This is a genomic window from Ramlibacter lithotrophicus (assembly GCF_012184415.1).
Classification (GTDB): Bacteria; Pseudomonadota; Gammaproteobacteria; order Burkholderiales; family Burkholderiaceae_C; genus Ramlibacter; species Ramlibacter lithotrophicus.
The window spans coordinates 53,242-76,140 of sequence record NZ_VTOX01000013.1 but is presented as its reverse complement, the minus strand read 5'-3'; the positions used below and the strand labels follow the sequence as shown (position 1 = coordinate 76,140).

Genomic DNA, 22,899 nt, shown 5'->3' with positions numbered 1-22,899 from the left:
GCGTCCATGTATGTCCACGGTGGCGGGCGTCGCTTGCGACGAACGCGCGCCGCGGTGGGCAACTCGGGGCGCACCAGCGATCTTCATCTTACGCGGCCAGCTTCAATGCGGGCAGGCCGGCGAAGTACGCCTCGTCCGGCGTGAGCCGCTCGAGGCTGGAGTGAGCGCGCTGCCCGTTGTACCAAGCCAGGTAATCGGTGATGTCGGCCCGCGCGGCGCTGACGCAGTCGTAAGCCTTCAGGTACACCCGCTCGTACTTCACGCTGCGCCACAGGCGTTCGACGAACACGTTGTCGGGCCAGGCGCCGCGGCCGTCCATCGAGAGCTTGGCCCCCGTGCCCAGAACGACGCTGGTGAACTCCTCGGCGGTGAACTGGCTGCCCTGGTCGGTGTTGACGATCTCGGGCGTGCCGTACTTGGCCAGCGCCTGTTCGATCACCTCCTTGGCGTGGATCGCCTCCAGCGTGATCGTCACCCGGTGCGCCAGCACGCGGCGGCTGGCCACGTCCACCACGGCGGTGAGGTAGACGAAGCCGCGCGCCATCGGGATGTAGGTCGTGTCCAGCGCCCAAACCTGATTGGACTTCGTGACAGCCACCTTGCGCAGCAGGTAGGGGAAGATCTTGTGGCCCGGCGCCCGTTTGCTGGTGCCAGGCTGCGGGGCCAGGGCCGTGACGCCCATGCGCTGCATCAGCGTGGAGATGTGTCGCCGGCCGACATGTATCTCCTCGCGCTGCAGTTGGTTGCGCAGCATGCGAGCGCCCATGAACGGATGCTCCAGGTGCAACTCGTCGATCCTGCGCATCAGCGCCAGGTCGGCAGCGCTCACCGGCCTGGGCAAGTAGTACACCGAGCCACGGCTGATGCCCACCAACTCGGCTTGCCGCGTGACGTCAGATCATGATCACGGTCGATCATCGCTTTGCGCTCAGCAATCCCGCCTTGGTAAGCGCGCGTTCTAAAAAATCATTCTCCAGCGTCAGCTGCCCGATCTTGGCGTGCAGCGGGTCCAGGTCGACCGGTTCGGCCGCCGTTGCGCCGCCGCCGAAGGCTTCGGCAGCGTGCTCCAGAAGCTGTCGCTTCCACTCGGTGATCTGGTTGGGGTGCACCTCGAACTGCTTTGCCAACTCGGCCAGCGTCCTGTCCTCGCGCAAGGCGGCAACCGCCACCTGCGCCCTGAATGCAGGCGTGTGCGTGCGGCGGGTGCGCCGCGCTGATTTCTTGACCATCGAAACTCCTATGGCCAGACCGTTCTCGGCCCAGCATCTTGCCCGGAGTTTCCACCTAAAGCGCTGTTCAGATTTGCGGGGCCACTTCTCTCTTCTGACCATGATGCATGGTGCCAGGCTCCTGCGCGCCGGCCAAGGCCTGGCGCAGCCGCTCGTGCATCGGGCGGCGACCGTGACGCTGGAGTGGGATGTGCGGCAGAAGAGCCGCTTCGATTGCACCGACTCGCAGGGCCGGCGCGTGGGCGTGTTCCTGTCGCGCGGCACCGTCTTGCGCGGCGGCGACGTGCTGGTGGCCGAGGACGGTTCCCTCGTGCGGGTGATCGCCGCGCCGCAGGCGGTGCTGGTGATCACGCCGGAGCCCCGGACCGGAACACCCTTTGACCTGACGCGCGCCGCCTACCATCTGGGCAATCGCCATGTGCCGATCGAACTCGCACCCGGGCACCTGAAGATCGAACCAGACCACGTCCTGGCCGAGATGGTGCGGGCGATGGGCCTGGACGTGAGCCGGTGCACCGTCCCCTTCGAGCCGGAGAGCGGCGCCTACGGCGGTCACAACCACGCAGGCGGTCACCATCATGGCGCGCATCACGGGCACCCCGATCATGCCGGCGGCTGAGCCGGCCCTGCTGGCACTCTTCTGGATCGCCTCGCCAGCGCTCCCGATCGGCAGTTTCTCCTATTCGGAGGGTCTGGAAGCCGCGGTGCACGCGGGTCTGGTGCACACCGAGGCACACGCCGCCGACTGGCTGGCGGCGCAATTGCATCTGAGCCTCGCCCGCTTCGAGCTGCCGGTGATTGCGGCGGCGCTGGCGGCGTGGCGAGCGAACGACCTAGAACGGATCGACGAGCTGGACGCCTGGGTGCGGCGAACGCGCGAGACGAGCGAGACGCGCCAGCAATCCGAGCAGATGGGCCGCTCGCTGGTGGAATGGCTCAAGACGGTACAACCCGAGGCCGCCGCGCGAGTGCGCCAGCCAGTGACGTACCCGGTGGCCTGGGCGCTGGCTGTCGTCGGGTCGGGCGCCACCGCTCGCGACGCGCTGCTCGCCTGCGCGTTCGGCTGGGCCGAAAACATGATGCAGGCGGCCGTCAAGGCCGTGCCGCTCGGCCAGAGCGCCGGCCAGCGCATCCTCGCCCGCCTGGCGGGGGAGATTCCGGCCGTGGTCGATCACGCGCTGGGCGTCGACGACGACGGCCGGCAGGCCTTCGCGCCCATGCTGGCCATCCTCTCCGCCCGCCACGAAACCCAGTATTCACGATTGTTCCGCTCATGAAGCTGCGCCAGATTTCCCGCCGCACCAAGCCCCTGCCGCCGCTGCGCGTCGGCATCGGCGGGCCGGTCGGCTCCGGCAAGACCACCCTCCTCGAGATGCTCTGCAAGGCCATGCGCGATCGCTCCGACCTGGTGGCGATCACCAATGACATCTACACCAAGGAGGACCAGCGCCTGCTCACCGCCAGCGGTGCGCTGCCGGCCGAGCGCATCATGGGCGTGGAGACGGGCGGTTGTCCGCACACGGCCATCCGGGAGGATGCGTCGATCAACCTCGAGGCGATCGACCGCATGCTCGACGAGTTCCCCGACGCCGACATCGTGTTCGTGGAAAGCGGCGGCGACAACCTGGCCGCCACCTTCAGCCCCGAGCTGAGCGGCCTGACGATCTACGTGATCGACGTCGCGGCCGGCGAGAAGATTCCCCGCAAGGGCGGGCCGGGCATCACCAAGAGCGACCTGGGGCCGCATGTCGGCGCCGACCTCGCGGTAATGGCTGCGGACACGCGGCGCATGCGCGGCGAGCAGCCGTTCGTGATGAGCAATCTGAAGACATCGAACGGGCTTGCGGACGTGGTTCGTTTCATCGAAGTGAAGGGATTGCTGGATTCAACCCGCGCGGCAGCTTCACCGATGTGACCGTCGACGACCCAGCAATCCCAGGCGGCAGCCAAGTCGGAGCGCCGAACACCGTCCAGGTCAGTGCAGCCAACCCGACGCACCTTCGTCCTCATACCTAACGTCCGCCGGAAAGTCAGTGCGCTCCAAGCGCAGACGTCCGGCTGCCACCGCTCGCGCGACCGCGTCAGCCGTTGCGTGGTAGGCCTCACGGGCAGTGAGATGGCCGAGCACGACGCCGATGTCGTCTGCTGGCTCCTCGAACTCGGGGGGAGCAATCTCAGTGACCGCTTTCCGGGCGACCTCACGCGCAATCCGGATTGACTGGTCCGCGGAGGGAAAGTGAATGGTGAACTCCTTCATCCTCGTGCGGAGCGGCTGGGGGATCAACATAGGATCGTTCGCCGTACAGATCCAGATGACGTGAGACGCGTCGAACTGGAAGTCCAGGGAAATGTCGCGCGTCCGGCAGGAGGTAACCCGCTCGAGCAGCGAGTGCAGCGGTGCCAGCGCATCGTTGCGGTTGTCTCGCAGCGCTTTGTCGAGCTCATCGAGCACGATCACCGGGTTTGCGTGCTCACCGAGCACGACTTCTTCGAACAATGCGCCGTAGGCTGTGTTCGCCCACCGCTTTTCGCTGCCGATGAGGGCGGCATCGGTGACCGCGGTGTCGAGCTGCAGTTGTCGGTGGGAAGTCCCCACGGCTGCGGCGAGTGCCTGCGCGTAGTGCGTCTTTCCGACGCCGGCCATCCCCAGAAGAAGCAGCGGCGGGATCTGCACGGGCTTTCCGCTTTGGCGAGCCAGCGTCAGCCGCTCCCTCACAACCTGTGTGACTGCCGCGAAGTGCGGATGCGTCTGGTCCAGCCTGCTCAGAGTCGAGCTCCAGTCACCATTTAATGCCAGCGTCCGGTAGGGGCCACGCTCCTTGAGCTTCAGATAGAGCGCCTCGAGTTGAGAGATTCGGTCGCGGTCCGGGGTGGCCTGCTTGGCGCGCCGGAGCATCTTCAGCGGCTCATCTCGTGAGTGAACTGCGCATTCGTGGCTCGCTGGACCTTCCTGCGGCGTCAGAGCAAGCTCCTCTTCCTCCTCCTCGGCGTCGATCCCACCGATCCCGGACTTCTTGCGGGCCTTCGCCGGAGGTCCAGCCCAGATACTTCCGCTTCGGTCTTCTGCTTCGGTCAGTGCGCGCTCCTCGAGAGCTTCCCGGGCTGCACTGATCTCGTCGTGCAGCCTAGCAGGCAGCAGAATGTGCTGGCGTCCAAGACTCACGCCCTCGAGGCGATGCAGCACGTACCCGCCTGGGATTTCGTCGTTCCTGGTCATCGTTGCGCTCGCTTAGTTGCCGTACCGTTGCGCCCGCGCCGACACCCAGGGTACAGCCTCAGCCGCGCGGACGACTGTCGCCAGCGCATAGGGATGACGCGGCCGCTCGGGCAGGTGTTGATGCTTCACGCCGACGAAGCTGTATCCGGACGCGCGCATTGATTCCCTGTACAAATCGGCCGCAGCAGATAACTGGTCCGCCCTGCTCACGATCGTTGCTTCCAACGTGGCAGGTCCGCGCAGGTCGTACGATCGATTCAAGGTCGACGCGACGGCATTCATCACCGCGAGCGCTCGTTCGGTGTTCGTCGTCCGCAGCGGCTCGAGGGCAGCCCATACCATCGCACACCCGATGACCTTGTGGCCCACCATTTCGCCGGCATCGGACATCGTCGTTTCTCCCGAACTGTCTTGATATTCTTCGCACTTGCCAAGGTCATGCAGCAGCGCTGCGGCGAGAACGACCTGCTTGTCGACGAGCTCTTCATAGTGGCGCGCGAGCAGAAGCGCGCACTCCGCGACATCGATCGTGTGCAGGAGATTTCCGGACCTGCCACTGTGGTGTCCGCGAGTGCTCGCGGGCGCCGACGCGAACTTCTGGAACCGATCCCGATCCTCGAACAGCGCGCGGCGCACAACCTCTCGGAGCGTCGGATCGAGTTGGTTCATCAGTTCCAGGAAGCGCACCTCGGGCAGTGGTAAACGCCGGACATCCGCCCCGCTGCCGGTCTTCAGCGTCTTTGAACCGTTCCACCTCCGATCCCGACTGCCGTACTTGATACCCATGCTCCGTCCTTTCGAAGTGACTTAAACTCAGTGCGACCTTCGTCCCACAACAGGATTTTAAGTCCTATTATATGCCATTATGTACTACTGTAGGACAAACTGCAAGCGGCCATCATGATTCGCTGCCATCTGGGGCGGCTCCTGGGCGAACGAAAGCTCAAGATCAGCGACGTCGCCACAAGCACCGGCATCCACCGACACACGCTGACCCGCCTTTACTCAGAGACAGCCGAGCGCGTGGATCTGGAGGTTATGGACAAGCTCTGTGCTTACTTCGGCGTTGCCGTCGGAGAGCTTTTTGAGCACGTGCCGGCGTCGCCGATACACAAGTAGCTCCGTCGGCAATGCCGTTCGTGTGCGCTCGAGGGCCCTTCTGAGCCGCAAGCTCCCATGTCACAGGTGATGAGTCGCCCATTTCACAGTTCACGTTGAAAACGCTGTGGACAACCGCTGGATTGCCGCGCGCAGGACCAGAAACTGGTGCGGGTAGCAGCTCTTTGCCTGTCCGGTAAGCAGCAGCTCTCGCCGCGCCGGTGGTCACGGCGCCACGGCAGTGCCGGCGCTGGCCCTGCTGTCGGCGCCTCCGGCGCGCGGACGGTGATTGGTTTTTCGTCGGAGACCGGGGCATGCCGGGCGCCACATTCGCCTCTTTATCGAAGTCTTGGGGAATCGAGTCGCTCGGAAGTCCCCGAGACTGGATTTCCGTAGCTGCGATGGCACGCTCGCCTCCCCGCGTCGTCCCTTCACTTGCGTTCTGCCGCTACTGGGGTATCACGCCCCGGGCCTGCGCACCGTACCGTGCCCGCACCAAAGGCAAGGACGAGCGCGGGGTCGGCTATGTCAAGGGCAATGCGATCGCCGGCCACCGGTTCGCCTCCCTGGATGAACTCCAGGCGCACCTGGCGTGCTGGATGCGGGAGGTGGCCGACGTGCGCGTGCACGGCACCACCGGCGAGGCGCCGATCGCGCGCTTCGAACGCGATGAGCGCTCTGCCCTGCGGCCGCTGCCTGGCAAGGCGCCGTTCCTGCAGGTTCGCGAGCTCACACGACGCGTGCACAGCGACGCCTGCGTCGAGCTGGACACCAACCGCTACAGCGTGCCCTGGCGACTCATTGGCGAGAGCGTTACGGCCGTTGTGGCCGAGCGTCAGGTCCGGATCTTCTACGCCGGCCAGGAGGTGGCTTGCCATGCCCAGAGCCTGCTGCGGCGCAAGACCATCATCGACCGTTCCCACCTGGCAGGCATCGTTGGAGCGCACTTGCTCGGCGTGAGCTGGCTGCCGCGGCCGGAGCCTTCGTCGGCCCCGGTGCCCGCAAACCCTGAACTGCTGCGGCCGTTGCAGGAATACGAGCAGGTCCTCGGGGGAGGTTGGTGATGGTCGCGGCCAAGAAGCTCAAGCCGGTCGAGATGATCGGCGACCTGGAGCCGATGCTCACCCGTCTGAAGCTCACCGCCATCCGTGATCAGCTCGAGACGCTGCTGGACCAGGCCGCCCGCGCCGAGATGAACCTGCGCGAGGCGCTGACGATGCTGTGCACTGCCGAGGTTGCCCGCAAGGACGAACGGCGCATCCAGATGGGCCTGTCGATCGCCAAGTTCCCCTTCGTGCGCACGCTCGAGGCGTTCGAATACGACGCCCAGCCGTCGGTCGACCCCAAGCAGATCCGGGATCTGGCTACCTCGCGGTGGGTGGCCAACGGCGACAGCGTCCTGCTGCTCGGGCCACCGGGCGTCGGCAAGACCCACCGCGCTGTCGCCCTCGGTCGGGAGGCGATCGTGCGCGGGTACTGTCACTTTCCGCCGTAATCAGGCCACTTCGTTTTCGGCGTAATCAGGCCAGCGCGCCGGGCCGATGGCAGGTGGCGTTTTCGGCATAATCAGGCCAGCTCGGCCGTTCAAACGGGCATCTCGGGCGCTTTCGGGCTTCCTGCACCCTCGGGGGTTTTCCACTCGAGGAGAGCGCAGTGGCCCGCAGGAGAATCGAGATGTTTCAGTATCGACAGGCCTTGGTTCGGCTGCGCGCCGGCGACTCCGAACGCGACATCGCGCGCTCGGGCCTCATGGGCCGGCAGAAGCTGGCCGCGGTGCGTGAGCTGGCGCAAGCGCGAGGCTGGCTGGATCCCTCGCACGAGATGCCGGACGAGGCGCTCATCTGCGCGGCGCTGGGCGAGCGCCGGCGCGCTGCGTCCACCATCTCCAGCGTCCAGCCCTGGCGCGAGTTGGTCGCCCAGTGGCGCGCTGCCGGGGTGCAGGGCAAGGCCATTCACGCCGCGCTGGTGCGCCGCATGGCTACAGCGGCAGCTACTCCTCGGTGGCGCGGCTGCGGGTGGACCTGCGCGGGCAGCAGCGGTCGGACGTGACCGTGCGGCTGGACTTCGAACCAGGCGAGGCTGCACAGGTTGACTTCGGCGCTGGCCCGCTGCTGACGCACCCCGATGGTCGACTGCGGCGGACCTGGGCCTTCGTGATGACGCTGGCGCACAGCCGCCATCAATACGTCGAGTTCGTCTGGGACCAGACCGTGGCGACCTGGCTGGGGTGCCACCGCAGGGCCTTCGAGTGGTTCGGCGGCGTGCCGCGGCGCCTGATCATCGACAACCCCAAGTGCGCCATCACCCGGGCCTGCGTGCATGATCCCGAGGTGCAACGCTCCTACGGCCAGTGCGCCGAAGGGTACGGCTTCCGCATCGATGCCTGTCCTCCACGCGATCCGCAGAAGAAGGGCATCGTCGAAGCCGGCGTCAAGTACGTCAAGAACAACTTCCTGCCAACGCGCAGCTTCTGCGACTTGGCGGACCTGAACGCCCAGGCCCGAGCGTGGGTCCTGCAGGAAGCGGGCTGCCGCATCCATGGCACTACTCACGCCAAGCCGCTGGCGCTGTACGAGCTGGAGCAGGCGCATCTGGCGGCGCTGCCGGCAATCGCGCCGGACCTGGGCGAGTGGCACCGGGTCAGCGTGCACCGCGACTGCCACGTGCAGTTCGATCGCGCCCTGTACTCGGCGCCATTCCGGCTGGTGGGCAAGACGCTGTGGCTGCGGGCCACCGACGCGGCGGTGGCCTTGTACGAAGACTGGACGCACGTGGCCACGCACGCGCTGCGCCCGGGCGAGCGCCGAACGCTGCGCGAGCACCTGCCGCCGGCCGCGCAGGCCTTCTTCGCCCACGACCGCCGCTGGTGCGTCCAGCAGGCACGCGAGGTCGGTCCCGCCTGCGAGAGCCTGATCGAGCGCCTGCTCGCCGATCGCATGATGGAGCGCCTGCGCGCTGCACAGGGCGTGCTGCACCTGGTCGAGCAGTTCGGGCGCGAGCGAGTGGAGACGGCCTGCCAACGCGCGCTGGTGCACGACTCGCCGCATTACCGCACCGTCAAGACCATCCTGCACACCGGCGCTGATCTGCGCGCCGAGTTCGCCGAGGTGGCCACCGTGAGCTACGGCGCCTTGCGCTTCGCGCGGGACGCCGCCAGCTTGTTCGGCCCTGACCCGCAGCAGCCGGATCTGCTGCATTGACACCTGAAAGGAGATCGCCATGAACCCGGTTCCCGAACTCGCTCCGCAACTCAAACAGTTGCGGCTCTCAGGCATCCTGGATTCGCTGGAGGCTCGCAACCGCCAAGCCATCGACGGCAAGCTCGCGTACACCGAGTTCCTGGCCATGCTGGTCAGCGACGAAGTTGCCCGGCGCGAGCAGAAGAAGTTCAGCCTGCGGCTGCGACGCGCGCAGTTCCGCACCAACAAGACCCTGGAGCAGTTCGACTTCGAACGGCTGCCCAAGCTCAACCGCGCCTTGGTCAACGACCTGGCCACGGGCCGCTACCTGCAAGAGAAGGCGCGGTGCTCATCGTGGGCCCGTGCGGAACGGGCAAGAGCCACTTGGCCCAGGCCCTGGGTCACTGCGCCGTGCGCCAGGGCGTGGACGTCGTGTTCACGACCAGCGCCGCGCTGACGCAGGGCCTCAATGCCGCCCGCGCCACTGGCACCTACGAGCGGCGGCTGGCGAGCCTGGCGCGCGTGCCGCTGCTGATCATCGATGACTTCGGGCTCAAGCCGCTTCGACCGCCGGCCGACGAAGACCTGCACGACCTGGTCGCCGAGCGCTACGAGCAGGCAGCCACGATCGTGACGAGCAACCTGGACTTCACCGAATGGGACCAGGCGTTCCCCGCCAATCGGCTGCTGGCATCAGCAACCCTGGACCGCTTGCGGCACAACGCCTACTGCATGGTGCTGGACGGCCAGTCCTACCGCGCGCCCAAGCTCTCGCCGGTGGCGGTCAAGCCACGCCAGGCGGTTGCCACCGCCGTGAAAAACGGCCATGCTTAACCCTCGCTCGGGATACCCGTTTGTGGCCACCACTGGCTTGAATATGCCGGAAACAGATTGGCTCGAAAACGGTGAGAAGTGACAGGTGATCACGTGCGCGAGCAGGCGCTCGGCGCCGCAGCGCATGTCCACCGGCGCGACGCACAGCCACAGCGCGTCGATGCGGATCACAGCGACAGCACTCCGGCCAGCTCGCCAGGCCAACTCGCGCATGCCGATGCCTGGGCGACCGGCCACCGCACGGTCAACTTCGCGCCAGAGCGCGTGAGCTCAATGTGGATGGATTCGTCGGGCTCGCCAGCGTTCTCACGCGGCGTCGTAGCCGCCACTGGTGCAGGTGGCTGCACGGGTACGAACGGCATTGCTCGGGACGCTTCGGTCATTGGCGCTGCGTCCGCCGCGATCGGCACGCTGGCGGCGCGCTGTTCAACCCCGCTGCAGCGCTTCACACCGCGGCCGACGAGCCACTGGCGCACGAGGTTCGCGTTCAAGCGGTGGGCCTGCGCCACGCCCGCCACCGACGCGCCGGACACCCGGCACGCAGCAATGACGACATGTAAGCGGCATGTGATCCAGGAACTTGGCCGCCAGCACCTGGGCCAGCAGACCCGTGGTTGGGATGCCCTTGTCGATCACGTGCGCCGGCACTGCGGCCTGTACGAGCGTCTGACAGTGCCGGCACGCCCATTTGCCACGCACGTGGCGCTCCACCGGGAACACGCCGCGCTGGTAGTCCGGCTTCTCGGCCACGACCTGGCCGATGCGCTACATCTGGCAGCCGCGGATGCACACGGTGCTCGCCGGCTCATGGTGCACGTCGCGCCGCGGCAGCTGCGGCGGCACCGCTTTGCATTTCGGGGTCTTCATGTCGGTCTTGCTGTCGGCGACATCGGTGTCGACGCCCGGGCGCTTGATCTCTTGACTGAGTTCGGCCAGATCAGCATCCAGGGATGCCTGTGTTGACACGCACCGGTGCCATCAGTATTCTTGTTATGATTGAACGATCAGTCAATAAAACGGAGAAAATGGTATGAAAAAGTTCGTCGCCACAGACTACGTCCCCCGTCACTTTCAATGGGAAGTTGTTGGGAAAGTGGCTACCCTTACCTTGAACCGCCCCGAACGTAAGAATCCGCTCACATTTGACTCCTATGGCGAGCTTCGCGACCTCTTCCGCGAACTGAGGTATGCAACCGACGTGAAGGTGGTGGTGGTAACCGGCGCGGGCGGCAACTTTTGCTCGGGCGGGGATGTCCACGAGATCATTGGGCCTCTGGTCGGTATGCAGGAGGCTGGTGACATGCCGGGCCTCCTTGAGTTCACCAGGATGACCGGTGACGCCGTGGTCGAGATGCGCCAGTGCCCGCAGCCGATCATCGCAGCGGTCGATGGAATATGCGCAGGCGCCGGGGCGATCCTCGCGATGGCGTCCGATATGCGGATCGGAACTCCGCGCACGAAGACGGCTTTCCTGTTCACACGAGTCGGGCTCGCGGGCGCTGATATGGGCGCCTGCAATATCCTTCCGCGGATCATCGGAGCCGGCCGCGCGTCCGAGCTGCTCTATACGGGCAGGTCCATGACTGGAGAGGAGGGCGAACGCTGGGGTTTTTACAATCGTCTAGTATCGCCAGAGGATCTGCTTGCCAATGCACAAGCGCTCGCGCGGGAACTTGCCGACGGCCCAACGTTCGCGCACGGCATGACTAAGAAATGCCTCCAACAGGAGTGGAGCATGGGAATTGCAGAAGCCATCGAGGCGGAAGCGCAAGCTCAGGCAATCTGTATGCAGACGCGAGATTATGCTCGGGCCTACCGAGCGTTCGTTGGGAAGGTGAAGCCAGTGTTCGAGGGCAACTGATGGGGGCTCCGGCATTCTTGGCGTGGCCGTTCTTGGATGCGGTCCATCGAGAACTGCACGACCGGCTGGCGCCAATCGCTGGCCAGGTCTCAATGTTGCTTAGCGACGTGCACGACGAGAGGCCAGAGACCGTCGACTGCTCGGTGCGTCGGATCGTGGGTATCCTTGGCGAAAGGGGGATATTGAGCTTCGCCATGTCGCCAGCCCCCGGTGTCGCGCCTGATGTCCGTTCGCTATGCGTAGTGCGGGAGGTTTTAGCGGCGCAGCATGGTTTGGCGGACTTTGCCTTTGCGATGCAGGGGCTCGGCAGCGCTCCGATTGGCCTGTTTGGAAATGCCGTCCAGCGTGAACGCTACTTGCCACGCGTCGCGAGCGGGCAATTGATTGCCGCATTCGCACTTTCCGAAGCGGAGGCTGGATCCGACGTGGCCGCGATGGCAACGGAGGCGCACTGGCACGACGGAGCTTGGTATCTGGAAGGGAGCAAGTCCTGGATCTCTAATGCCGGTATAGCGGATTTCTATGTCGTCTTCGCACGAACGAGCGCCGAGGGTGGCCCCAAGGGCATCACAGCGTTCGTCGTTGATTCGAATACCCCCGGACTGGAGATCCGCGAACGGCCAGAGATCGTGGCGCCGCACCCCATCGGAACCCTGGTGCTTTCCAACTGCCGTATTGGACCTGACCAGGTCATCGGCGAGCCGGGGCAGGGTTTTGCGATCGCAATGGCGACGCTAGACGTATTTCGAACAACAGTGGGCGCCGCCGCTCTCGGTTTTGCACGCTGCGCGTTCGATGCCGCCCTGCAACGCGCACGCACGCGCCGCATCTTTGGCGGAACGCTAGGTGATTTGCAGATGACGAAGGCTGCACTTGCTGATATGTCGCTGGACGTGGATGCGTCGGCGCTACTGGTGTACCGCGCCGCCTGGCTCAAGGATACGATGAAAGGCCGTGTCAGCCGCGAGGCGAGCATGGCAAAACTTCATGCGACGGAAGCGGCGCAACGCGTCATCGACGCCTGCGTGCAGATTCACGGGGGGGCGGGCGTCGTACGAGGATCTCTGCCGGAGCGCCTATACCGCGAGATTCGTGCCCTGCGAATTTACGAAGGCGCGAGTGAGGTCCAGAAGATGATCATTGCGGGGCAACTGCTCAAGCTGCCTGCTTGATGGCAAGGAAATACATATGATCCTGAATGAACAGCAGGAGATGATCCGGCTCGCTGCGCGCGACTTCGCGCAACGCGAACTGACTCCCAACGCGGCGCGCTGGGACGAGCAAGCCTGTTTCCCCGCAGAGGCCATTCGCGGGCTGGGGCGGTTGGGTCTGATGGGCATCAACGTCCCGGAGGAGTGGGGTGGCGCTGGGGCCGACTACGTGTCTATGGCGCTTGCCCTCGAGGAGATCGCCCGAGGCGATGCCAGCACCTCGACGATCGTGAGCGGTCACAACTCGGTGGGGTGCATGCCAATCTACAGGTTCGGCAGCGATGCGCAGCGGGATCGCTTTCTCCGTCCGATGGCGCGTGGCGACATGCTGGGCGCCTTCCTACTGACGGAGGCGCACGGCGGGTCCGACGCAGGTGCGCCAAAGACTACGGCCGTGCGGCGAGGCGATCACTACGTGCTCAACGGCGCCAAGCACTTCATCACATCAGGCAAGACTGCTCACGTGGCGCTTGTGTTCGCGGCTACCGGCCCGCGCCCAGGCAAGGACATCACAGCCTTCATCGTTCCCACCAACGTGCCAGGCTACCTGGTAACCCGAGTTGAGCGCAAACTGGGACAGCATGCGTCAGACACGGCACAGATCACATTCGAGGACATGCAGGTGCCGGTGGAACTGCGCTTGGGCGAGGAGGGTGAAGGCTACCGAATTGCCCTTTCGAATCTGGAGGGCGGCCGTATCGGAATTGCGGCCCAAGCGGTAGGCATCGCTCAAGCCGCACTTGACGCTGCCCTCCCATATGCGAGAGAGAGAATCGTCTATGGAAAGCCAATCGTGGAGCATCAGGCCGTGGGATTTCGGCTTGCTGCGATGGCCACGCGAGTAGAAACGGCACGGCAAATGGTGCTGCACGCGGCAGCGCTAAAGGACGCTGGCCGGCCATGCCTCCAGGAGGCGTGCATGGCCAAGCTAGTCGCTTCCGAAGCAGCTGAGTGGGTGTGCTCCGAGGCTATACAGGTGTTGGGTGGCTACGGCTACCTACAGGATTTCCCTGTCGAGCGGCTCTACCGTGATGCCCGGGTTTGCCGCATCTACGAAGGCACCAATGACATACAGCATATCGTGATCCTGCGGGAACTGCTGCGTAGGTATGACGCGGCGATCTGATGACCTGAGCAAGGGGCTAGACAATGATTGAGAGGAACATCGACGACCGCCCCTTCGCAGGGATACGGGTCTTCGACGCGACCCAAGGGGTGGCGGGTCCCCATGCAACGATGCTGCTCGCGCTAAACGGCGCAGACGTCATCAAGGTTGAGCCGGTAGAAGGCGACTGGTGCCGTGTGCTTGGCAAGACGATTGCTCAGGAATCAGTCAATTTCTATTCCGTTAACCGAGGGAAGCGTTCTGTTGCCTATGACGCGAAATCAGACGCGGGTCGGCAGATCGCTGAGCGGCTGGGCCGCAGCTGCGATATCTTTGTCGAGAGCTTCCGGCCGGGAGTCGCGGCGAAGATGGGCCTAGGCTATGAAGCGATGGCAGAGCACAATCCGGCTCTCATCTACGCGTCCGTGTCCGGGTTCGGCCAACGTGGTCCTTACTCGCGTCGTCCCACGGTGGACGGGCTCATCCAGGCCTATTCCGGCCTGATGGTCATGAACAAGACTGAGGACGGCAAGCCCTATCGCATTGCGATGATCGTCGTGGACGTCCTGACTGGCCTCTACGCCTATCAAGCGATTGCTTCCACGTTCGTGCGGCGCCTGAGATTCGGTCGCGGTGCATTTCTCGACATCAACATGCTCCAGGCCGCGGCGGCGTTCCAGGCGGCAAAGATCATGGAATTCGTCGAGTCGGATGGAAAGCCGGCTCCACTGTATGTGCCCGCAGGCATGTTCGGCACGGCGGATGGCTACATCGTCGTGAGCGGAATGCGTGATCAGCATTTCGCCGCTCTGTGCGGGGTGATCGGGCGTTCCGAGCTTTCGCGCGACCCGCGGTGGCCCACGCAACAAGCGCGCGTTGACCATGGCGACGAGATCAACCGCGAACTGCGCAAGGAATTCGCCAAAGAGCCGACTGACTATTGGCTGAAGGCGCTGCACGATGCGGGCGTGTTCGCCGAGAAGGTGCGCTCGTACGGCGATTGGCTGCAGGAAGAGCAGGTCCGGGCCATGGGCGCGTACAGTTGGGTGGACCATGACGCTTTCGGACGACTGCCGGTGGCGCACGTGCCTGGCATTCTGCCCGGCGGAGATCGGCCAAGCGCTGATGCTGCGCCATTGCTGGGCGAGCATTCCCGTTCCATCCTTCGCGACTTGGGGTTTAGCGAGGAATGGATAGCGCAGCAGGTCGCCAGCGGCGCGGTGCGCGAAACGGAACGGAAGGAGGGGTGAGTGGTTGATCCAATCCTGCCTCCCGCCCGAGTGGAAGCCATGAAGCGGCTGGGCCTCTGGCCCGGCATCACCCTGCTTGAAGGCTTGGACGAAGCGGTGCGGCTGCGGCGCGATAACGTCGCGATCGTGGACGGCAACAGCGCCACAGGCCGTAGCACTTGCGTAACATACGGAGAACTGGACGAACACAGTCGGCACGTTGCAGCCGGGCTGTCGCGACTCGGGGTGCGACGTGGCGACGTGGTCGCCGTGCAGTTGCCCAACTGGTGGCAATTCGCGGTCCTGCACCTGGCATGCTTGCGAATCGGGGCCGTGATCAACCCCCTGATGCCGATCTTCCGGGAACGCGAACTCACGTTCATGCTTGAATTGGCCGAGACCAAGGTGCTGGTAATCCCGGAGGAATTTCGCAAATTCGACCATGCTGATCTCGGCCGCCGCCTTCAGGAAAAACTGCCGACCTTGAAGCATCTCGTGGTTGTTGGCACGTCCGGGCCCCGCAGTTTTGAACGCGAGCTGCTGGCGGCGGTTGCCGACGACGCGACATCCTCAACGTGGCAGCCCGTCGGCCCTGACGATGTGGTGCAGGTGCTCTACACGTCCGGTACGACGGGCGAGCCCAAAGGCGTGATGCACACTTCGAACACGCTTTTCAGCAACCTGCTGCCGTACGTGAACCGGATGCAGCTGGGACGCGACGATGTCATTCTCATGTCCTCGCCGCTGGCGCACCAGACCGGCTTCATGTATGGGCTCATGATGCCGATTTACCTGGGTGGCCGAGTCGTCCTTCAGGACGTTTGGGAACCCACCTTGGCGGCCGACCTGATTGAGCGCGAGAAAGTTACGTACACGATGGCGTCCACGCCGTTCCTCGCGGATTTGACTGAGGTCGGTGCGACCCGGCCCGAGGCGTTTGCCTCGCTGCGGCTGTTCCACTCCGCGGGCGCGACCATCCCACGGGCCCTCGTGCGCGACGCGACCCAGCGCTTGGGAGCCACCATCATTTCGGGCTGGGGCATGACGGAGAACGGTGCCGCCGCGACTACGCGCCCGAACGACAGGGCGGAGAAGATCTTTGAAACGGACGGCTGCGCGATGGATGGCATGGAGCTACGCATTGTCGACGAACGCGGCCGCCCGTTGCCCTCGGGGGAAAGCGGCCATCTGCAGGTGCGAGGCTGCAGCAATTTTGTCGGATACCTTCATCGCCCTCAGCTCTACGGCACCGACGAGAGCGGATGGTTCACGACGGGTGACATCGCGCGGATCGATGAAGACGGCTATTTGCGGATCACCGGACGCAGCAAGGACGTGGTGATTCGAGGAGGCGAGAACATCCCGGTGGTCGAGATCGAGGGCCTGCTGTATCGCCACCCCGGGGTGCGTGAAGTCGCCATCGTTGGGCGCGTCGACCCCCGGCTGGGGGAGCGCTGCGCGGCGTACGTCGTACCGCGGGGCGCGACTCCACCAACGCTGCAAGAGCTGACGGCCTGGCTGGCCGACGCGGGCGTTTCCAAGACGTACCTCCCCGAGTTCTTGCGCATCGTGTCGGAACTGCCGAAGACGCCTACCGGGAAGATCCAGAAGTTCCAGCTGCGCGCCATGGAGGCGCAGCTGGACTCCTAGCTAGGGAATCTCCGGACGTGGGTGCTCCCAGTGACGGACCGGCATACGCTAAGATCATCTTACCTAACGAACGTTCAGTTTTTACCCCCAACCTGGAGCCATCATGAGGATCTTCAAGAAACTGGTCGGTGTCCTGCTGGCCTTGTTCGCGAGCGCTTCCTTCGCGCAGGCGTATCCCAGCAAGCCCATCAAGCTCGTCATCGGCCTGAGCGCTGGCGGCCCGTCCGATGTGATGGCCCGCACGGTGGCGCTGGCGTTGGGTGAGCGACTCGGTCAGCAAGTGGTGGTCGAGAACAGGACAGGCGTCGGTGGGAATATCGCTGCTGAAGGCGTGGCGAAGTCGCCGGCGGACGGATATACGCTGCTATTCGGCTCCAGTGGCCCTCTCGCCGTTTCGCCTACACTTTTTCAGAAGCTCGCCTACGATCCGCTCAAGGACTTCGCCCCGGTTGGCCTGGTCGCGAATCTCCCCCTGGTGCTAGCCGTTCCCACGTCACTGCCAGTGCATAACGTGCAGGAGCTGATCGCGCTCGCAAAAGCGCGCCCGGGTGCGCTCAACTACGCGAGTGCCGGCAACGGTGGCATCACTCACCTCGCTATGGAACTGCTCAAATCCGAGGCCAATGTCGACATCCGGCATGTCCCTTACAAGGGTACCGCGGCGGCGATGCCTGACGTCGTCAGTGGCAACGTGCAGATGGTCATGGACGGCTGGAGTGGCGTGCAGCCGCTCGTAAAGGCGGGCAAATTGCGCCAAATCGCGGTCGCCGTGGACAAACGTCTCGCGGTCGCCCCGGACGTGCCGACCATTGCCGAACACGGTTTCCCCGGCTTTAATGCATCGCCGTGGTACGGCATCCTGGCGCCCGCCGGCACCCCGCAGCCGATCGTGAGCAAGCTTAGCAGCGAGCTGGCGGCTGTGATGTCGTCGGCCGCTTTGAAAGAGAAATTCCAGTCCTTGGGCATGGAGCCGCTCACCAGCACTCCCGCGGAGTTCGCCGCGTTCCTTCGGACCGAGAATGAAAAGTGGGCCAAGGTCGTAAAGCGATCTGGCGCCAAGGCCGAATAAACCTTGCGGCGCAATCCGCGCGGGCGGGCTCCTCAGCTCCCCGTGAACACCGGCCTGCGTTTATCGAGGAAGGCGGTTACCGCTTCCTTTTGATCCTGGCTGGTGAGAAGCCCGGGTTGAAAGTGTTTCTCGGCCTCGAGCGCCTGACCCAAGCTCGCACTGTGGTCTGCGAACGCAGCCTTGAACGCTGAGAATGCGAGCGGAGGCAGTGCGGCCATCTGCTCCGCGATGGCGACGGTGGTATCGAGAACATCCGGCGGTTCCACGACTTGGTCCACCAGCCCAGCCGCGAAGGCATCGCTGGCGGAGAGTGTCGTTCCCAAACAGAAGAACTGCCGGGCGCGCGCCATCCCCATCCTGCGGCTGACAGTCGCCAGTGCGCCCATGTCGGGTATTAGGCCCGCCCGCAAGAATGAACCAGAAAAACGGGCCGTGCGCGCCGCCACGGCGTAATCACTGCCCGCGACGAGCGACACGCCACCACCCGCCGCGATACCCTGCACGGCGGTAAGCACGGGCTTGGCACTAGATGCTACCTGCCGGATGATCCGGTGCACGAGCTCCAGCCGGCTAAGTGCTTCCTGGCGAGTCTTCACATCCATCTGGCGCAGGTCCCCGCCGAAGCAGAAATTCTCTGCGCCGGTCAGTACGATCGCTGAGCACACTTTGTCTCCAAGCAGGTGTTGCAGTTGCTCGTCTAGTTCGCTCCTCATTTGTAACGACAGCGCATTACGACCGGTACCGTCGTCCAGAGTCAGAAGCGCGATCGAGTCACGCCAGGCAAGTTTGGTCAGGAAATGCATGAGACCTCCTTGTTCAATCGACTTTGATGCCAGCTTTGCGAACGGCCTTCGCACATCGGATGGCGGCTGTTTGTCCCTTGTACGCTACATCCGAGAATGTCGACCCCGCGGCCATCGTCAGGATCTCCTTGCGCGCATGGCTCGTGAATCCCATCCCCGCGTGGGCGTAGCTCAGCGAGCCGAGCCGCGACTTGGCCTAGGTCAGCAACTGCGTCAGTTTCCTGGCAGGGGGGGCGGCCGGTACGACGAGATCCCGCGGCAGGTTCCCAGGTGCGCCCACAGGAGCGAAGTTGTGGAATCGAACGAAGGGCAGGCGCGTGCCCAGCGTCCGAGAGATCACCATTGGCACCGAACGCCAATAAGCAGGGTTTAGCCGTCAGCGGGCGACTTCGCAACCGCATTGGTGGCGATGATGCGGCCGGCGCCGGCACGGTTATAGACCGGCCGAGCCCGTGGCCGAGATGTTCCGCGACAATGTGCGTCATGACGTCGGAGGAGCCGGCAGCGGCGAAGTCCACGAGCATGCATAGAGGCGGTGCGGGCCAAGGCTGGCTCGCGCTCCATTCGATAGGCGCCGCCGACCCCGCGGCAGTTACGGTGAGATGCCGTCGTGCAAGTGTCATGGGAGGTCTTTGGATTGTGTCCACATTTGCTGAGAACCGCCGACTGAATGCCGAAGGGCAGGGATTGACTGGCGGTTCAATCAGTAGTATTGTGCGACCCGTGCTAGGTCTTGGTCAACAAACGCGCATAGCACCCTAACGACTGTTCGATAGGGCGTCGTCGAACCGCGCCAAAAGGAAGAATCGATGCGACTGGATGGAAAACGAACCCTCGTGACAGGCGCCGCCTCTGGGATTGGCCTCGCGACAGCTGAGGTATTCGCGCGGGCTGGATCAGAAGTAATCCTCACAGATATCGCTGGGGATCGGGCGGCTGAGGCCGCAGCGCGCCTTAGTGCACAGGGTCTCACCGTGACCGCGCGGCAACTCGACGTCGCCAGCGACGCATCGGTGGACGCCGTCGCGGCGGATGTCGGCCGCGTCGACGTCCTGGTCAACGTGGCTGGATGGGGAAAGATCCAGCCTTTCGTCGAGAACGACAAAGCGTTCTGGGACAAGGTGATCGCAATCAACTTCTATGGCGTGGTCAAGCTCACTCATGCGCTGCTTCCGCAGATGATCGAGCGGCGGTCTGGACGGATCGTCAACGTCGCGAGCGACGCGGGCCGTGTCGGCAGCTTAGGGGAGACGGTGTACGCGGGCGCGAAGGCAGGCGTGATCGGCTTCACGAAGTCGCTCGCTCGCGAGGGGGCGCGCCATGGCATCAACGTTAATTGCGTTTGCCCGGGACCGACGGACACGCCTTTGCTTGCCGCCGTGTCTGAGAAGCACCGAGAGGCCTTTCAGAAGGCTATCCCGATGCGCCGCTTCGGCAAACCTCACGAAATTGCAGACGCGGCGCTATTCTTCGCCAGCAGCCGCGCCGACTATGTCACCGGCCAGATCCTCAGCGTCAGCGGCGGTCTGACGCTTGCAGGCTGAGCGAAGGAGAGCTGCTTTGACCTACAAGACATACGGCTTCACCGAACAGCAGGTGATGGTGCGCGACAGCGTGTTGAAGCTTCTCGCCGACGTGCTGCCTCCACAGACGATCGAAGAGCTGGAGGCGCAAGACGCATATCCAATGGAGGCCTACCAAGCCTTGGCGAAGGCTGGATGGTTGGCTCTGCCCTTCGAGGAGGCTTTCGGCGGCGCCGACGCGAGTCACAAAGACCTTGCGGCATTCATCGAGGCCACCGCATTCCACCACCCCGGCGTGACTTCCGCGTTCATGACGACCTGCATCTATGCCGCCATGTACATCCAGTACCACGGGGACATGGGCCTCAAGGAGGAATTCCTTCCTCCTATCATCGCGGGCCAGCGCCGCATGGCCGTGGCCTACACGGAGCCGCATTGTGGTTCAGACGCGGCCGGAATCCGCACCCGCGCCGTGCGGGACGGAGGCGACTACCGCATCAGCGGGCAGAAGGTGTACATCACCAATGCGCACCAGGCGGATTACTTGGTCGTCACGGCCAAGACACTGCCTGACGGTGGCCACCGCGGCATCAGCCTGTTCATCGTAGATACCCGCAGTCCAGGCGTCACGATCCGCCCAATGAACGCGATGGGTCGGCGTACCAGCCTGCCCAATGAGGTGTTCTTCGATGACGTACGGGTGCCTGAGCGGTACCTGCTTGGCGGAGAGAACCAGGGGTGGAAGAAATTGATGCGCGGCCTCAACCTAGAGCGTGTTCTGCTCGGGGCCGCCAGTTGCGGCCAGTGTCTGAAGATCATCGACATCGCCAGGGACTGGGCGAAGGAGCGCCAGGCATTCGGTCGAACCATCACTGAGTACCAGGCGATTGCGCACAAGTTTGCCGAGATGCAGATGATGACCGAAACGGCGAGGCTGCACACATACCAGGCTGCCCAGATGCTTGACGAGGGCATAGATGCGGTGCTCGAGGCATCGATGGCGAAGGTCATCGCCACCGAGAACAACTTCAAGGTCGCCGATCTCGGAGTGCAGATCATGGGGGGCGCGGGTTACATGGAAGGCCCGATGAGCCGCCTCTTTCGTGACGCCCGTGTAGGACCCATCGGAGGCGGCTCCAGCGAAATCATGCGCAACGTCATCGCGCGACTGATGGGGTTGTGACCCCCGTCCCCCATTCGACCAACCAGCCAAGGAGACTCCATGAGCATCGAAACTGAAGCGCCCGCGCGCGGCCTCTACTACGAAGACTTTGAGATCGGCAAGCGCTACGCTACGCCACGTCGCACGATCACCCACACCGACATCGTCAACTACTGTGGCGTCTCGGGCGACTTCAATGCCCCGCACGTCGATTTCGAGTTCTGCAAAAAGCAGCCGTACGGCGAGCCACTCGCGCACGGACCGCTGGTCTTCGCGATCGCTACTGGTCTGCAGTGCCAGAGCGGAATCAACGACGGCACCATCGTTGCCTTCTTGGGCATGGATGCATGGCGAATCCACAAGCCGGTAAAGCATGGCGACACTATCCACATGGTCGTTACGCCGCGCGAAAAGCGCCTGACCAGCAAGGGCGATAAGGGCATCGTCACTTTTGACCGGGAGATCATTAATCAGCGCGGCGACGTCGTCCAGACGATGCAGACCAGCTCGATGTACCTCTGCCGTCCGCGTTGACCGCAGACTCCGCCATGCGATTGAGCGACCATCCCCATGAAGCAGCATTGCGTGCGTCGGTTCGGGACTGGCTGGCCTCACGGCTCGACGACGCTCGGCGGCAGTCGATCGAAGCCGCGATCATGCGCGGCGAGTCGGGACCGGCCCGCGCGTGGCAGCGCGAGCTCTTCGCCGCTGGATATGCGGTGCGTTCCTGGCCACGCGTCTACGGCGGGGGAGACGGTGCGCTAGCCGAAGACCTCATTCTTTTCGAGGAGCTCGCTCGGGCCGAGGCGCCCGACGACATCTTTCGCGTTGGCATCCGCAACGTGGGTCCCGTATTGATGAGGCTTGGAAGCGCTTTCCAAAAGGAGCAGTTGCTGCGCGGGACCGCCGACGGGACCATCTTGTGGTCGCAGGGTTTTTCGGAGCCGGGAGCCGGCAGCGACCTTGCCTCACTCCAGAGCCGGGCCAGGTTGGTAGGCGGGCGCTGGGTTCTCCGCGGCCAGAAGGTGTGGAACACGTTCGGGCATATGGCCGACTGGTGCCTGTTCCTGATGCGCACCGGGGTGGCCATTAGTCGTCACCGCGGGCTTTCCGCGTTCGTCGTGCCCATGAACACGCCGGGTATCAGTGTGCGGCCTATACCTCAGATGAGCGGTCGCACTGATTTTAACGAAGTGTTTCTCGATGACGTGGAGGTTGACAGCTCGTCGCTGGTGGGTGAGGAAGGGGACGGCTGGAAAGTCGCGGTGGCCATGTTGGATTTCGAGCGGCGCGGATTGGCCGCGATCGGTTTCGATTGCCTTCGCACATATCGGCGTTTGGTGCGGCTGGCGACGACATTGCGGACGGCCGGAGGTGGTTCGCTGTCAAAGGATCCGCAGCTGCGCCGCCGGCTTGCCGAACTGGGCGTGCAAGTGCGCATCGCCGTACTGAACAATCATCGTTTCGCGGCCATGGTGCCTCCGGGCCAGCCGCCTGGCCCGGAGGCTTCAGTCCAGAAGCTGCACGCGACCGAGCTGAACAAGAGCCTGCACGGTTTCGCGATGGAACTGCTGATGGAGAACACGCCTCACCAGCCTGAGCATCGCGCGAATCTACCGAAAGTTAGTGAGGCTTGGTTGGGTTCTTTCGGTTTCACGATCGGTGGCGGCACGGCCCAAGTGCAGCGCAACATTATTGCCGAGCGAGTGCTCGATCTACCTCGCTGAGA

At 64.2% G+C, this 22,899-nt stretch carries 18 protein-coding genes and 5 pseudogenes; 18 read left to right on the top strand and 5 right to left on the bottom strand.

Going from position 1 to position 22,899, the window contains the following annotated elements; all coding sequences use genetic code 11:
- Positions 1–88: 88 nt before the first annotated feature.
- A pseudogene (locus tag RAMLITH_RS24270) lies at positions 89–1,229 on the bottom strand (IS3 family transposase).
- A 10-nt stretch (positions 1,230–1,239) separates the two neighbouring features.
- Here RAMLITH_RS24270 and ureE point away from each other — a divergent pair.
- The 3 genes from ureE to ureG are packed head-to-tail and all read left to right on the top strand — an operon-like array spanning position 1,240 to position 3,144.
- Positions 1,240–1,848 (top strand): urease accessory protein UreE, encoded by a 609-nt coding sequence (gene ureE / locus RAMLITH_RS24265; RefSeq protein WP_337786206.1) that lies wholly within the window; start codon positions 1,240–1,242, stop codon positions 1,846–1,848.
- Positions 1,808–2,506 carry an urease accessory protein UreF gene (locus RAMLITH_RS24260; RefSeq protein ID WP_238344378.1) on the top strand — a complete coding sequence of 233 codons (699 nt, stop codon included), beginning with the start codon at positions 1,808–1,810 and terminating at the stop codon, positions 2,504–2,506. Before ureE ends, RAMLITH_RS24260 begins: the two co-directional genes overlap by 41 nt.
- Positions 2,503–3,144 carry an urease accessory protein UreG gene (ureG, locus tag RAMLITH_RS24255; protein ID WP_168110040.1) on the top strand — a complete coding sequence of 214 codons (642 nt, stop codon included), beginning with the start codon at positions 2,503–2,505 and terminating at the stop codon, positions 3,142–3,144. Before RAMLITH_RS24260 ends, ureG begins: the two co-directional genes overlap by 4 nt.
- Before the next feature lie 60 nt (positions 3,145–3,204).
- Here ureG and RAMLITH_RS24250 read toward each other — a convergent pair whose 3' ends face one another.
- Both RAMLITH_RS24250 and RAMLITH_RS24245 read right to left on the bottom strand, forming a co-directional pair.
- Entirely contained in the window at positions 3,205–4,446 is a 1,242-nt protein-coding gene (locus tag RAMLITH_RS24250) for an AAA family ATPase (RefSeq protein ID WP_168110039.1), read from the bottom strand.
- Between the two features lie 12 nt (positions 4,447–4,458).
- The gene (locus RAMLITH_RS24245) at positions 4,459–5,232 is read right to left on the bottom strand and encodes an HD domain-containing protein (RefSeq protein ID WP_168110038.1); all 774 of its coding nucleotides are present in this window, start codon (positions 5,230–5,232) and stop codon (positions 4,459–4,461) included.
- Positions 5,233–5,346: 114 nt separating this feature from the next.
- Here RAMLITH_RS24245 and RAMLITH_RS24240 point away from each other — a divergent pair, with 114 nt between their 5' ends.
- The 5 genes and pseudogenes from RAMLITH_RS24240 (at position 5,347) to istB (ending at position 9,557) form a co-directional block, all read left to right on the top strand.
- Entirely contained in the window at positions 5,347–5,565 is a 219-nt protein-coding gene (locus RAMLITH_RS24240) for a helix-turn-helix domain-containing protein (protein ID WP_168110037.1), read from the top strand.
- A 416-nt stretch (positions 5,566–5,981) separates the two neighbouring features.
- Positions 5,982–6,608 (top strand): annotated as a pseudogene (locus tag RAMLITH_RS24235) (Mu transposase domain-containing protein); the annotation flags it as partial.
- The gene (locus tag RAMLITH_RS24230; RefSeq protein WP_272954220.1) at positions 6,608–7,039 is read left to right on the top strand and encodes an ATP-binding protein; all 432 of its coding nucleotides are present in this window, start codon (positions 6,608–6,610) and stop codon (positions 7,037–7,039) included. The pseudogene RAMLITH_RS24235 and the gene RAMLITH_RS24230, both read left to right, overlap by 1 nt.
- A gap of 179 nt (positions 7,040–7,218) precedes the next feature.
- Positions 7,219–8,744: pseudogene (gene istA, locus RAMLITH_RS24225) on the top strand (IS21 family transposase).
- A gap of 19 nt (positions 8,745–8,763) precedes the next feature.
- Positions 8,764–9,557: pseudogene (istB, locus tag RAMLITH_RS24220) on the top strand (IS21-like element helper ATPase IstB).
- 558 nt (positions 9,558–10,115) lie between these two features.
- On the opposite strand, the pseudogene RAMLITH_RS25950 reads toward istB, so the two are convergent.
- Positions 10,116–10,406 (bottom strand): annotated as a pseudogene (locus RAMLITH_RS25950) (IS66 family transposase zinc-finger binding domain-containing protein); the annotation flags it as partial.
- 181 nt (positions 10,407–10,587) lie between these two features.
- On the opposite strand from RAMLITH_RS25950, the gene RAMLITH_RS24210 reads away from it, so the two are divergent.
- From RAMLITH_RS24210 to RAMLITH_RS24185, 6 genes are all read left to right on the top strand, one after another.
- On the top strand, positions 10,588–11,418 hold the full coding sequence (locus tag RAMLITH_RS24210; RefSeq protein ID WP_168110035.1) for an enoyl-CoA hydratase family protein: 831 nt from the start codon (positions 10,588–10,590) through the stop codon (positions 11,416–11,418).
- Positions 11,418–12,590, top strand: coding sequence for an acyl-CoA dehydrogenase family protein (locus tag RAMLITH_RS24205; RefSeq protein WP_168110034.1), 1,173 nt, complete (start codon positions 11,418–11,420; stop codon positions 12,588–12,590). Before RAMLITH_RS24210 ends, RAMLITH_RS24205 begins: the two co-directional genes overlap by 1 nt.
- A 16-nt stretch (positions 12,591–12,606) precedes the next feature.
- Positions 12,607–13,755: an acyl-CoA dehydrogenase family protein gene (locus tag RAMLITH_RS24200; RefSeq protein ID WP_181956494.1), complete on the top strand. Its 1,149-nt coding sequence runs from the start codon at positions 12,607–12,609 to the stop codon at positions 13,753–13,755.
- Positions 13,756–13,778: 23 nt separating this feature from the next.
- On the top strand, positions 13,779–14,984 hold the full coding sequence (locus tag RAMLITH_RS24195; protein ID WP_168110033.1) for a CaiB/BaiF CoA transferase family protein: 1,206 nt from the start codon (positions 13,779–13,781) through the stop codon (positions 14,982–14,984).
- Positions 14,985–16,613 (top strand): AMP-binding protein, encoded by a 1,629-nt coding sequence (locus RAMLITH_RS24190; RefSeq protein ID WP_337786204.1) that lies wholly within the window; start codon positions 14,985–14,987, stop codon positions 16,611–16,613. It begins immediately after the preceding gene.
- 103 nt (positions 16,614–16,716) lie between these two features.
- Positions 16,717–17,682 carry a Bug family tripartite tricarboxylate transporter substrate binding protein gene (locus tag RAMLITH_RS24185; protein WP_168110032.1) on the top strand — a complete coding sequence of 322 codons (966 nt, stop codon included), beginning with the start codon at positions 16,717–16,719 and terminating at the stop codon, positions 17,680–17,682.
- A gap of 32 nt (positions 17,683–17,714) precedes the next feature.
- On the opposite strand, the gene RAMLITH_RS24180 is transcribed toward RAMLITH_RS24185, so the two are convergent.
- Entirely contained in the window at positions 17,715–18,485 is a 771-nt protein-coding gene (locus RAMLITH_RS24180) for an enoyl-CoA hydratase/isomerase family protein (RefSeq protein WP_168110031.1), read from the bottom strand.
- Between the two features lie 809 nt (positions 18,486–19,294).
- On the opposite strand from RAMLITH_RS24180, the gene RAMLITH_RS24170 reads away from it, so the two are divergent.
- From RAMLITH_RS24170 to RAMLITH_RS24155, 4 genes are read left to right on the top strand one after another with little or no spacing between them, the layout of a single operon-like run.
- Positions 19,295–20,029 (top strand): SDR family NAD(P)-dependent oxidoreductase, encoded by a 735-nt coding sequence (locus RAMLITH_RS24170; RefSeq protein ID WP_168110029.1) that lies wholly within the window; start codon positions 19,295–19,297, stop codon positions 20,027–20,029.
- 16 nt (positions 20,030–20,045) lie between these two features.
- Positions 20,046–21,191 (top strand): acyl-CoA dehydrogenase family protein, encoded by a 1,146-nt coding sequence (locus tag RAMLITH_RS24165; RefSeq protein WP_238344376.1) that lies wholly within the window; start codon positions 20,046–20,048, stop codon positions 21,189–21,191.
- A 39-nt stretch (positions 21,192–21,230) separates the two neighbouring features.
- Complete coding sequence (locus RAMLITH_RS24160; protein WP_168110028.1) at positions 21,231–21,704, top strand: MaoC/PaaZ C-terminal domain-containing protein; 474 nt, start codon at positions 21,231–21,233, stop codon at positions 21,702–21,704.
- Positions 21,705–21,718: 14 nt separating this feature from the next.
- Positions 21,719–22,897: an acyl-CoA dehydrogenase family protein gene (locus tag RAMLITH_RS24155; protein ID WP_168110027.1), complete on the top strand. Its 1,179-nt coding sequence runs from the start codon at positions 21,719–21,721 to the stop codon at positions 22,895–22,897.
- The last annotated feature ends 2 nt before the right edge of the window (positions 22,898–22,899 follow it).